Origin of the sequence: Streptomyces sp. NBC_00104 (assembly GCF_045160825.1) — a bacterium.
Classification (GTDB): domain Bacteria; phylum Actinomycetota; class Actinomycetes; order Streptomycetales; family Streptomycetaceae; genus Streptomyces.
Genome location: NZ_CP108215.1, coordinates 6807912 through 6820261, shown reverse-complemented (window position 1 = coordinate 6820261; position 12350 = coordinate 6807912). Strand labels below are relative to the sequence as shown.

Genomic DNA, 12350 nt, shown 5'->3' with positions numbered 1-12350 from the left:
TCTCTCGGTCTCGATGGGGGTAGCGACTACCAGCGGTAGTGCGCGAAGGCCTTGTTGGACTCGGCCATCTTGTGGGTGTCCTCGCGCTTCTTCACAGCGGCACCGAGGCCGTTGGACGCGTCGAGAAGCTCGTTGAGCAGACGCTCGGTCATGGTCTTCTCGCGACGGGCGCGGGAGTAACCGACCAGCCAGCGCAGCGCGAGCGTGTTGGCACGACCGGGCTTGACCTCGATCGGAACCTGGTACGTCGCACCACCGACACGGCGGGACTTGACCTCGAGGGTCGGCTTGATGTTCTCCAGCGCGCGCTTCAGCGTGATGACCGGGTCGTTGCTGGTCTTCTCGCGCAGGCCCTCCATGGCGCCGTACACGATGCGCTCGGCGGTGGAGCGCTTGCCGTTCAGCAGCACCTTGTTGATCAGCGACGTGACAAGAGGAGAACCGTAGACCGGGTCGATGATGACCGGGCGCTTCGGGGCGGGGCCCTTACGAGGCATTCTTACTTCTCCTTCTTGGCGCCGTAGCGGCTGCGGGCCTGCTTGCGGTTCTTGACACCCTGGGTGTCAAGCGAACCGCGGATGATCTTGTAGCGAACACCGGGCAGGTCCTTCACACGGCCGCCGCGCACGAGCACGATGGAGTGCTCCTGCAGGTTGTGTCCCTCACCCGGAATGTAAGCGGTGACCTCGATCCCGCTGGTCAGACGCACACGCGCGACCTTACGCAGGGCCGAGTTCGGCTTCTTCGGGGTGGTCGTGAACACACGCGTGCAGACGCCGCGACGCTGGGGCGAACCCTCGAGTGCGGGCGTCTTGTTCTTCTCGACCTTGTCCTGCCGGCCCTTCCGGACCAGCTGCTGGATCGTAGGCACTACTTCTCCGGTTTCTGTGTGCCGAATGGTGAAGCTAACCTGGAACTTCCCCGACCCACGCGGTCGGGTGTGTCGAATACTGCAGACCCCCGCCGCGAGGCAGAAAGGGCGCAGATTGCGGTGGCTGCTTACGGCTCCCCCTGTGCGGTTGAAGGCACGCACGGGAGCCAGGGCACACCCCAGGCACAAGGTCTGAGCGTACCTACCTCATTCGCTACGGTCAAAACAAATGGGCGGGCGGGGGTTTAAGGGTGGACGTGTCCGCACCGACCGGCACTGCCGGCGGAGCTCAGATTCCGCTGCTCGACGACGTCCCCGCGATCATGATGAGCATCAGGAAGAAGGCCCAGCCCGCCACGGAGAGCCAGCCGAGGATGAGACCGGCCAGGGCGAAGCCCTCACCGCCCTCGCCCGTGCGCTTGATCTCGGCGCGGGCGGTGTGGCCGAGGATGACCGCCGGAATGCCGGTGAGCCCCAGCGTCATGGTGGTGAGGACACCGCACACCATCGACCCGACGGCCTTGCCGTTGGTGGGCGGCGGCAGCACCGGCGCCGGCATGAAGGTTCTCGGGACCATGGGGGCCATGTGTGCCGTGGCGGTCGGCTGCATCCCCGAGGGGCCCTGGGGCAGGTCGGCGACCAGAAGGGACAGCTCCCCCACGGTGCGCGCCTTGTAGGCCCTCTCCACGCGCCTCTCGTACTCGTCCTGCGGGAGGCGGCCCTCACTGAAGCCGGCCTTGAGTACATCGACGGCACGCTCACGGTCGGCATGCGCGGCCAGCATCGAAGGACTACTGCCCTGCGCCTGCTGCCACGGGATCGGCTGCCACGACGGGTTCGACACGAGAAACACTCCCCCGGACTGGTTGTTCCTCCATGATGCTCCAACGCCCGGCCCACGGCACGGGTTCCCCCGCCCCACTTCTGTCCCGGTTCTGCCACACCTGGCCGTCGCGCGTCGAGGACGGCCACTCCGACAGAACGGGCTCCGGCCACACCTGGCCGGTTGCGCCCCGTTGCCCACACGGTCGTCTCAAGTACGTTGACTGATTGCGGAGTCAGGGGCATCGGCACAGGTGAACGCGGGGGCGGCGGCATGACCGGGGGTACGGCCGGCAGACGTACACACGCGTGGGACGACGACGGTTTCGACGACCGCGTGCCCTTCCTCGCCCGGCTGGAGAAGGACGACCGCGTCTCCCTGCTGGCCGCCGGCCGCCCGCTGCGCTACCGGGCACGCAGCGTGATCATGCACCAGGACGAACCGTCCACCCACGTGGTGCTCCTTCTGCACGGCTGGACCAAGGTCACGGCCATCGCGGCCAACGGCTACGAGGCGTTGCTCGCCCTGCGCGGCCCCGGCGACATCATCGGCGAGGGCGCGGCGCTCAGCGGGCGGCACAGGGCGGCCACCGTGACGGCCCTGGAGGCGATCGAGGCGGTGGCCATCGACCAGGCCCGCTTCACCGCCTTCCTCGCCGGCAGCCCCCAGGTCTCCTTGCAGTTGCTGGGCCTGGCCACCGACCGTCAACGGTCGACCGACCGCCGTCGGCTGGAATGGGCCGCCCTCAGCGTGCGCGAACGCCTGGCCGTCCTGTTGCTCGAACTCATGCGCACCCATGGCAGCCGCACCGACGAAGGCATCGAACTGACGATCGGACTCAGCCAGCAGGAGTTCGCGGGTTCGGTGGGCTCCTCCCGCGAGGCCGTGGCCCGCCTGCTCAAGGAGCTGCGGACCAAGCAGGTCGTGGTCACCAGACGCCGCCGCATCGTCGTACTCCGCCCGGACGTCCTGCGCCGCATCACCGGCGAGCGTTCCGCCTGACGCTCTGTCTGTCTGTCTGTCTGTGCACACGGTCACAGTTCGTCCGTGTCATCGTTCCTCGGCCGCGCTCCCTCCACCCGCCATCGTGCTGCGTACCGGTTGAAACGGACCGCCTCGCGAGAGGCGTCCATCGGAAAGGGACAGACATGGCCGACCCCGTGTTCCGCACGATCCTCCTCTTCGACATCGAGCAGTTCGGCAGCCGCGACGACGTCGAACAGGCGTACCTGCGCCGGGTCCTGTACGACGTCGTGGACGCCACGGTGGCCGCCGCCGACGTGGACGAGACCGCCCGGCTGCGCGCCGACCGCGGTGACTCCGTCATGGAGCTCATCGACACCCGGGTCTCGGTACCGGCGCTGGTGAAGACCCTCCTGACCGAGACGCCCGCGCTCCTGCACAACAAGAACCGCCTGCTCGCGAGCAGCGCGCGGATGCGGGTGCGGATCGTGCTCGCCTCCGGCTACGTGGCCGTGGACGAACTCGACGGCTGGGTCGGCTCGGACCTCAACCACGCCGTGCGTCTGCTGAACGCCGACCCGCTGCGCGACGCCCTCAAGCGGTCCGACGCGGGCAGCGTCCTGTGCGTCTCCGACGCCGTCTACCAAGGGGTCGTACGCCACGGGCCGCTGGGGGTGCGCCCGGACGACTTCCACCGCGTGACCGTGGAGACGAAGGAGGGGCCGACGGTGGCCTGGCTGCACGGGGAGGCCGCGGCTACGGCCGCGGGGGGCGCCACGACCGCCGCGTCGGCGGACCCCGGCACCGCGCACACCCACCCCCACACCCACCCCCACACCCACCCCCAGACCCACATCGGCGGCGACCAGTACGGCGTGACCGGAGGCACCGTCCACGGCGACCTCAACTTCGGCCTGCCCGGCCGGGGTGGGCGGCGATGAGCCAGGACACGGCGGCCGGCCCGGCGAGGACCGCGGAGAAACCGAAGGACGAGGACGAGAGACAGGAGGAGTCGTCCCAGGCTCCGGAGCAGCGGCAGAAGGCCTGGGAGGCGCGACAGGACCTGGTCAAGCACGCGGCCCGCGCGTTCTCGTCCACCCTGGTCGACGGTGACCAGTTCGGGCAGACCGGCGGCGCCCACTACGGCGACAACGTCTTCCACCTCGGAGGCCGCGACAGGACCCTCCACCGGAACTCGGGACCGATCCCGCGGGAAGACGTCGCCGAGCTGACGGCCGTCTTCCGAAGCGGCCCCCACTTCGACGAGGCGCTCGCCCGGCTGCGCGCCGAGCGGGTCGTGATCCTGACCGGCGGACACGCCACGGGCCGCCGGTCCGCCGCGATGATGCTGCTGGCCCGGCTCGGTGTCGACCGGCTGCGCGACCTCGATCCGCACACCAGCCCCGCCGCCCTGCGCGAGGAGTTGGAGCACCCCGACGGATACGTCCTGTGCAACTGGGCCACCAGCCGTCACCGGCCCCTGCGGGCCCCCTTCCTGTCCGGCCTGCGTGAGCAGTTGGAGCGCGCCGACGGGCACCTGGTGATCACGGTCGAGCCGTCCGCGGTGCCGACGGACATCCCCTCGGTGCGGTGGGAGCCGCCCTTGACCGAGGAACTGCTGCACTCCCACGTCGTCCGGGCCGTGGGCGAGCAGCCCTGGCTCGAACTGAGCGGACTGCCGTACGTCAAGGAGTACCTCGAACGAGAGCATCCGCCGCACGAGACCGCCCGGTTCGCGGAGCGTCTGGTCGCGCTGCACCGGGGCGAGATCGACGAGCAGGCGCTGGCCGCCCATGGGGAGGCTGCCGCGTCGGCCCAGATCGAACGATGGCTCACCGGGGAGACGCCGGCCCTCCTCGACAAGTCGTTCCTCGTCTCGCTCGCCGTCTTCGACGACGCCCCCTACGCGGTGGCCGCCGAACTCGGCGACGGTCTCTTCAAGCTCCTGCAGAAGACCGAGGACCCTTCGGTCTGGCCGCGCGTCCCGGTCTTCGGAACCTCCCGTGCCGACCGGCTCCACCTCGCCCGTGCGCAGGGCTATGTCCAGACCGAAGCCACCGAGTGGGGTGTCGTCGGCCACTTCGTCGCCCGGTTCCAGGACGAGCGGATCGCCCGGCTCCTGCTGCACGAGGTGTGGAACCTCCACCCCTCGGCCCGACCGGCGCTCGTGAGCTGGATACGGCAGCTCGCCAAGGACAAGCGTCCGCTCGTGCGCACCCGGGCGGCCGGCGCCGCCGCGCTGCTCGCCCAGGCCGACTTCCCGTCCACCCTGGCCCATCTCATCGAGCCCTGGGCCGACTCGAACAGCTTCAACGCCTGGCTGACCGCCGCGAACGCCCTCACTCTGGCCGTGCTCCTGGAGGTGCCGCCGGCCTTCGACGTCCTGCACGGCTGGTGCACCGGCGATCACCACAGCCGCCGGTGGACCGCCATCCGCGCCTACGGCCTGCTGGGCACCGCCCACCACGAGATCACCCTGCGCACCCTGCTCGACGCCGTCCGCCGCCCCGTGGAGAACGACGACTCGGACGACGACGAGGACGAGAAGCAGCGGGAGAAGAAGAAGGAGAAGGCCAGGAAGGAGGAGGACAAGCAGTTCGCGGACGCCCTGGAACTCCTCCTCCTGACGGTGCAGAGCCCGGTGCTCCACGCCCTGGCCGAGCGTCTCGATCCCCACGGCCCGGCCCACGACCGCGCCGTCCGCTCCCACGCGCTGCGCGCCTTCGTCCAGGCCTGCGCCCAGTACGAGGAGAACGGCGACCGCCCGATCGTCCTCGACTGGTACGCCCGGGCCAGGGCGGCCGGTGAGAGGGCGGACGTCCGGCACCTGACCGCCTTCTGGACCACGGTGCTCGGCGACCACGAGCTGACCTCCCGGGCCCTGCGGGTGCTGCGCGGCTGGGTGCTCACGGCCGACCGGGACCGGGAGTCCGAGGTCGCGCTCACCTCCCTGCTCCCCGCGCTCGCGACGACCCCCGCCAACCACCAGCGCGTCACCCATCTCCTGCGCACCGTGCGCGACTTCGACGGCGACGAGCCGCCGGTGGCCACGCGCCTGCTCGCCCACGTCCCCGCCGCCTGACCTGCCCTCTGACCTGCCCTCTGACCTGCCCTCTGGAGCAGCCCATGGAAGCCCCTGACACACGCCCCCGGCCCGACGAACCCGACTGGTTGGCGGAGGAGACCCTCCCGTCCCCGTCCGCCCCCTTCCCCGACCCCGTCCTCAGGGTCTGGGCGCTGCCCCGCCTCCGCCTCGGCGGCCGCCGCTTCGTCGGACGGATCGACCACGCCCTGGTCTGCGTGACCCGCAAGGGTTCGTACGAGACCTTCCTGCCCCCCGCCCGCCCCACCACCGTCCGCCGCTACGTCGCCCTGTACGAGGTGAACACCGAGGCCCACTCCTTCCGGCTGCGGGAACACCTGCCCAGTCAGGTCGACACCTTCGCCTTCGAGGCCCTCGCCGACATCACCTGGCGCGTCACGGACCCGGCCCGCTTCGTCACCAGCCAGGAACGGGACGTACCCGGCCTCCTCATCGGCGAACTCGTCCCGCTGATGCGCAGCGCGAGCCGCGACCACGCCATCGCCGAGAGCTCCCACGCCGAACAGGCCGTGCAGCGGGCGGTCGACGAAGCCGCACCGGTCGGCGGCCGCCAGGGCCTGCGGGCCACCGTCACGGTCCGCCTGCGGCGCGACGCCGCCGAACGCACGCACCAGGAGCGGCTGCGCACCGCGCGGCACGAGGCGGAGGCCGCCTCACCCGAGCACGCGGTCTCGATCCAGCGGCAGCGGCACGAGGCCCACGTCCGGGCGGAGCGGATCACGTTCTACGAGGACTGCCTGGCCAGGGGCGACACCGCGGCGCTGGCGCTCCATCTGACCGAGCACCCCGAGGACACCCGGCTCGTTCTGCAGCACCTCGGCGAGGAACGCGGGAAACTCATCGAGACCCAGCGCCACCTGATCGACCGGGTGCTCGACAAGGAAGGGCTGGAGAGCTACCAGCTCCAGGAGCCACGAGAGCTCACGGCCCAGTGGATGACGACCGTCCTGAGGTCCGGCACGACACCCGAGGACGAGACGCCAGGTGCCTCGGCATGAGCGCCGTACCCGCACAGGTGGTCGTCCAGGAGGTACAGGCGGGCGCGCGGTTGCTCGCCGACCTGCGCGCCGAGATCGCCCGCGCCGACACCAAGGCCTCCGTCCTGGCCGGGGCCCTCGGCATCATGGCCGGTCTGCCGGGCGGGCACCGCTGGAGCCCCGCCGCGCTCTCCCCCACCGCCACGATCCTGTGGTGGGCGGGCGCGACATCGCTGGTCACGGCGTTGTTCGCCCTGTTGCTGGCGGTGCTGCCCCGCTACCGCAGAAGCACCTGGGAGCCCGGTCGGCCCCTCACCTACTTCGGTGACATACGCCGCGCGGCCCGGGCCGGCGGGCTCGCCGCGGCCGTGGCGGAGACCGGCCGCGACCCCGCCCTCGGCCTCTTCCTGGCGCTGGCCGAGACGAGCCGCATCGTGGCCCGCAAACACCTCTGCATCAGGACGGGCCTGATCGCCTTCGGTTGCGCCGCGGTGCTGCTCCCCGCATCCGCGCTCATGACCTGAACCTCGCCCCCGTCCCGCTCGCGACAAGGAGCGCCATGTCCGTCCCGTACGAGTCCGAGCACCACCGCAAGCCTCCCGCCCCCGCCCCCGCCCACGCCCACGACGACCTCGCCTCCCGCGCGGGCCGCGTCCACATATCGGCCCGCCACCGGGGCGTGGACGCCACCACGCTCGGGCGCCTCGCGCTCCAGCTGCCGCTGGTGCTGACGAGCCTGGCCGTCGTCTTCGTCGTGTCGTACGCCGTCGACATCCTGTTCGGGCCCTCCTGGTGGATCCCGCTCGCCTGCTGGGTGGTCAGCGGCGCACTGGCCTTCCACCGCCCCTGCGAACACCTCCTCGCCCGCCGGCTGTACCGGCTGCGCTACCCGACGCCCGAGGAGGACCGAAAGCTGAGGGCGGTGTGGCGCCGGGTGACCGCCCGGGCCGGTGTGGACGCGGACGCCTACCAGCTGTGGGTCGAGGACAGCACCGGCATCAACGCCATGGCGGCCGCGGGCCACATCGTCGGAGTCACCAGCCACTCGCTGAGGACGCTGACGCCCGGCCGGCTCGCCGGCGTGCTCGCGCACGAGTTGGGCCACCACGTGGGAGGGCACGCCTGGGCTTCGCTGCTCACGTTCTGGTACGCGCTGCCGGCCCGGATCGCCTGGCGGCTGCTGCGGTGGCTGGCCTCACGCGTCGACCGCGTCTCCGTGGGCGTCGCCGCCGTCGTGATCGGCGTCCTGGGCGCCGTCCTGTTCGCCCTGGCGACGGCCACGTACGGTCTGGTCTTCCTGCCGCTGGCCACGCCCTACCTCCTGGCGGCGGTCTCCCGGCGCGCGGAACTCCGCGCCGACGCGCACGCGGCCGGGCTCGGCTACGCCCAGCAGCTGATGGCCGTACTGAGCGAGGATCTCGGCCGCGAGGAGACCGCACGCGCCGGCGCCTCGGCCATCGGCGTCCGCTTCGACGAGGAGGGAGTGATCGCACGGCTCCTCGCCTCCCACCCCGACACGCACACCCGGCTCCACCACCTGCGGGTCCGCCTGGAGAGCGGGCGCTGACGGGCCCGGCCGACGGAACGCCCCGGGCAACGCCGAAGGGCGGCCACCCGAAGGTGACCGCCCCTCAACTCAAGCAACCACAGCCGCTCGCCTACTGGTTGTACGGACCGTAGTCGTAGTCCTCCAGCGGGACGGCCTGGCCGGAGCCCGTGCCGAACGGCGAGTAGTCGATGTCGTCGTAGCCGACGGCCGAGTACATCGCGGCCTTGGCCTCCTCGGTCGGCTCGACCCGGATGTTGCGGTAGCGGGACAGACCCGTACCGGCCGGGATGAGCTTACCGATGATGACGTTCTCCTTGAGGCCGATGAGGCTGTCGGACTTGGCGTTGATCGCCGCGTCCGTCAGGACTCGGGTCGTCTCCTGGAAGGAGGCGGCCGACAGCCAGGATTCCGTCGCCAGCGAGGCCTTGGTGATACCCATCAGCTGCGGACGACCGGAGGCCGGGTGACCGCCCTCCTGGACCACACGACGGTTCTCGGTCTCGAACTTCGAGCGCTCGACCAGCTCACCGGGCAGCAGCTCGGCGTCGCCGGACTCGATGATCGTCACGCGGCGGAGCATCTGCCGGATGATGATCTCGATGTGCTTGTCGTGGATCGACACACCCTGCGAGTTGTAGACCTTCTGGACCTCGCCGACCAGGTGGACCTGGACGGCACGCTGACCCAGGATGCGCAGCACGTCGTGCGGGTTGGTGGCACCCACGGTGAGCTTCTGGCCCACCTCGACGTGCTCGCCCTCGCTCACCAGCAGACGGGCACGCTTCGAGATCGGGAACGCCGTCTCGTCGCTGCCGTCGTCCGGCGTGATGACGATCTTCTTGGTCTTCTCGGTCTCTTCGATGCGGACGCGACCGGCCGCCTCGGAGATCGGGGCGACACCCTTCGGCGTACGGGCCTCGAAGAGCTCGACGACACGCGGCAGACCCTGCGTGATGTCGTCACCGGCCACACCACCGGTGTGGAAGGTACGCATCGTCAGCTGGGTACCGGGCTCACCGATGGACTGGGCGGCGATGATACCGACCGCCTCACCGATGTCGACCAGCTTGCCGGTGGCCAGGGAGCGGCCGTAGCACATGGCGCACGTGCCGACCTTGGACTCACAGGTCAGGATCGAGCGGGTCTTGACCTCCTCGACACCGTGGTGCACGAGCTGGTCGATGAGCACGTCGCCCAGGTCCACGTTGGCCGGCGCGATCACCTTGCCGTCGATGACGACGTCCTCGGCGAGCATGCGGGCGTAGACGCTGGTCTCGACGTCCTCGGCCTTGCGCAGGACCCCGGTCTCGTCCTTCGAGGCGATCCGCAGCTTCAGACCGCGCTCGGTGCCGCAGTCCTCCTCGCGGATGATGACGTCCTGCGAGACGTCCACCAGACGACGGGTCAGGTAACCCGAGTCGGCGGTACGCAGGGCGGTGTCCGCCAGACCCTTACGGGCACCGTGCGTGGAGATGAAGTACTCCAGCACGGACAGGCCCTCACGGAACGAGGCCTTGATCGGACGCGGGATGGTCTCGTTCTTCGCGTTCGACACCAGACCACGCATACCGGCGATCTGCCGCATCTGCATCATGTTTCCTCGGGCACCCGAGTCAACCATCATGAAGATGGGGTTGGTCTTGGGGAAGTTCGCGTTCATCGCCTCGGCGACCTCGTTGGTCGCCTTGGTCCAGATCGCGATGAGCTCCTGCGTGCGCTCTTCCTTGGTGATCAGACCGCGCTCGTACTGCTTCTGGACCTTCTCGTCCTGCGCCTCGTAGCCCTTGACGATCTCCTTCTTCGCCTCGGGAACGACGACGTCGGAGATGGCCACGGTGACACCGGAACGGGTCGCCCAGAAGAAGCCGGCCGCCTTCAGGTTGTCGAGCGTCGCCGCCACGATGACCTTGGGGTAGCGCTCGGCCAGGTCGTTGACGATCTCGGAGAGCTGCTTCTTGCCCACCGAGTAGTCGACGAACGGGTAGTCCTCGGGCAGCAGCTCGTTGAAGAGCGCACGGCCGAGCGTGGTCTTCAGACGGAAGCTGTCACCCTGCTGCCACTCGGGCTCGCCCTCCTCGCGCGCCGGCGGCATCCAGCCACGCGGCGGGATGGTGCCCACCGGGAAGCGGATGTCCACCTGGGACTGCAGCGCGAGCTCGCCGGCGTCGAACGCCATGATCGCCTCGGCCGTGGAGGCGAACGAACGCCCCTCGCCCTTGGTGTCACGGAGCTCGCCGTCGGTGGTGAGGAAGAACAGACCGAGGACCATGTCCTGGGTCGGCATCGTCACCGGACGGCCGTCGGCGGGCTTGAGGATGTTGTTCGAGGACAGCATCAGGATGCGGGCCTCGGCCTGCGCCTCCGCGGAGAGCGGCAGGTGGACGGCCATCTGGTCACCGTCGAAGTCCGCGTTGAACGCGGTGCAGACGAGCGGGTGGATCTGGATGGCCTTGCCCTCGACCAGCTGCGGCTCGAAGGCCTGGATGCCGAGGCGGTGCAGGGTGGGAGCACGGTTCAGCAGCACCGGGTGCTCGGCGATGACCTCTTCGAGGACGTCGTACACGACGGTGCGGCCGCGCTCCACCATGCGCTTGGCGCTCTTGATGTTCTGCGCGTGGTTGAGGTCCACGAGCCGCTTCATCACGAACGGCTTGAAGAGCTCCAGCGCCATCGCCTTCGGCAGACCGCACTGGTGCAGCTTCAGCTGCGGACCGACGACGATCACGGAACGCGCGGAGTAGTCCACACGCTTGCCGAGCAGGTTCTGACGGAATCGACCCTGCTTGCCCTTCAGCATGTCGCTGAGGGACTTCAGCGGGCGGTTGCCGGGACCGGTGACCGGGCGACCACGACGGCCGTTGTCGAACAGCGCGTCGACGGCCTCCTGGAGCATGCGCTTCTCGTTGTTCACGATGATCTCGGGCGCGCCGAGGTCGAGAAGCCGCTTCAGGCGGTTGTTCCGGTTGATCACACGGCGGTACAGGTCGTTCAGGTCGGAGGTCGCGAAGCGGCCACCGTCCAGCTGCACCATCGGGCGGAGGTCCGGCGGGATGACCGGCACGCAGTCGAGCACCATGCCCTTGGGGCTGTTGCTGGTCTGCAGGAACGCGGAGACGACCTTGAGGCGCTTGAGCGCACGGGTCTTCTTCTGGCCCTTGCCGGTGCGGATGATCTCGCGGAGGCGCTCGGCCTCCTCGTCCAGGTCGAAGGACTCCAGGCGCTTCTGCAGCGCCGCGGCACCCATCGAACCGTCGAAGTACGTGCCGAAGCGGTCACGCAGCTCGCGGTAGAGGAGCTCGTCGCCCTCCAGGTCCTGGACCTTGAGGTTCTTGAACCGGGTCCACACCTCGTCGAGACGGTCGATCTCGCGCTGCGTACGGTCGCGCAGCTGCTTCATCTCACGCTCGGCGCCCTCGCGCACCTTGCGGCGCACATCGGCCTTGGCACCCTCGGCCTCGAGCTCGGCCAGGTCGGTCTCGAGCTTCTTGGCGCGGGCCTCGAGGTCGGCGTCGCGACGGTTCTCGACCTGCTGACGCTCGACGGAGACGTGGGCCTCCAGCGACGGCAGGTCGCGGGTGCGGCGCTCCTCGTCGACGTACGTGATCATGTACGCCGCGAAGTAGATGACCTTCTCCAGGTCCTTCGGGGCGAGGTCGAGCAGGTAGCCCAGCCGCGACGGAACGCCCTTGAAGTACCAGATGTGGGTGACGGGAGCGGCAAGCTCGATGTGGCCCATCCGCTCACGGCGCACCTTGGCGCGCGTGACCTCGACGCCACAGCGCTCACAGATGATGCCCTTGAAGCGGACACGCTTGTACTTGCCGCAGTAGCACTCCCAGTCCCGGGTCGGACCGAAGATCTTCTCGCAGAAGAGTCCGTCCTTTTCGGGCTTGAGCGTGCGGTAGTTGATCGTCTCGGGCTTCTTGACCTCGCCGTGGCTCCACTGACGGATGTCGTCAGCGGTGGCCAGACCGATCCGGAGCTCGTCGAAGAAGTTGACGTCGAGCACTATGCGTCAATCCCTCTCAGGGTTGTAAGTCATGGGGTCTGATACGGGGGTCCTG

The 12350-nt window shown here is 69.5% G+C and carries 10 protein-coding genes; 6 read left to right on the top strand and 4 right to left on the bottom strand.

Features of this window, described 5'->3' with window-relative positions:
• Positions 1 to 26: 26 nt before the first annotated feature.
• The 3 genes from rpsG to OG272_RS30020 form a co-directional block, all read right to left on the bottom strand.
• A complete protein-coding gene (rpsG, locus tag OG272_RS30030) occupies positions 27 to 497 on the bottom strand; it encodes a 30S ribosomal protein S7 (RefSeq protein WP_005481264.1) in 471 nt (156 codons plus the stop codon).
• A gap of 2 nt (positions 498 to 499) precedes the next feature.
• Entirely contained in the window at positions 500 to 871 is a 372-nt protein-coding gene (gene rpsL, locus OG272_RS30025; RefSeq protein WP_003948652.1) for a 30S ribosomal protein S12, read from the bottom strand.
• Positions 872 to 1160: 289 nt separating this feature from the next.
• On the bottom strand, positions 1161 to 1655 hold the full coding sequence (locus tag OG272_RS30020) for a DUF1707 and DUF4190 domain-containing protein (protein ID WP_326578830.1): 495 nt from the start codon (positions 1653 to 1655) through the stop codon (positions 1161 to 1163).
• A gap of 312 nt (positions 1656 to 1967) precedes the next feature.
• Between OG272_RS30020 and OG272_RS30015 the strand changes: the two genes are divergently transcribed.
• The 6 genes from OG272_RS30015 to OG272_RS29990 all read left to right on the top strand — a co-directional run bounded on the left by OG272_RS30015 (position 1968) and on the right by OG272_RS29990 (position 8304).
• Entirely contained in the window at positions 1968 to 2696 is a 729-nt protein-coding gene (locus OG272_RS30015; protein WP_326578832.1) for a Crp/Fnr family transcriptional regulator, read from the top strand.
• A gap of 146 nt (positions 2697 to 2842) precedes the next feature.
• The gene (locus OG272_RS30010; protein WP_327728181.1) at positions 2843 to 3598 is read left to right on the top strand and encodes a hypothetical protein; all 756 of its coding nucleotides are present in this window, start codon (positions 2843 to 2845) and stop codon (positions 3596 to 3598) included.
• Positions 3595 to 5739 (top strand): hypothetical protein, encoded by a 2145-nt coding sequence (locus OG272_RS30005; protein WP_327728182.1) that lies wholly within the window; start codon positions 3595 to 3597, stop codon positions 5737 to 5739. The genes OG272_RS30010 and OG272_RS30005 overlap by 4 nt, the downstream gene beginning before the upstream one ends.
• Before the next feature lie 44 nt (positions 5740 to 5783).
• Complete coding sequence (locus OG272_RS30000) at positions 5784 to 6758, top strand: hypothetical protein (RefSeq protein WP_328223888.1); 975 nt, start codon at positions 5784 to 5786, stop codon at positions 6756 to 6758.
• Positions 6755 to 7261, top strand: coding sequence for a Pycsar system effector family protein (locus tag OG272_RS29995; RefSeq protein WP_326578840.1), 507 nt, complete (start codon positions 6755 to 6757; stop codon positions 7259 to 7261). The genes OG272_RS30000 and OG272_RS29995 overlap by 4 nt, the downstream gene beginning before the upstream one ends.
• A gap of 35 nt (positions 7262 to 7296) precedes the next feature.
• Positions 7297 to 8304, top strand: coding sequence for a M48 family metalloprotease (locus OG272_RS29990; protein WP_327728184.1), 1008 nt, complete (start codon positions 7297 to 7299; stop codon positions 8302 to 8304).
• A gap of 91 nt (positions 8305 to 8395) precedes the next feature.
• Here OG272_RS29990 and OG272_RS29985 read toward each other — a convergent pair whose 3' ends face one another.
• Complete coding sequence (locus tag OG272_RS29985) at positions 8396 to 12295, bottom strand: DNA-directed RNA polymerase subunit beta' (RefSeq protein WP_046913803.1); 3900 nt, start codon at positions 12293 to 12295, stop codon at positions 8396 to 8398.
• Between the last annotated feature and the right edge of the window lie 55 nt (positions 12296 to 12350).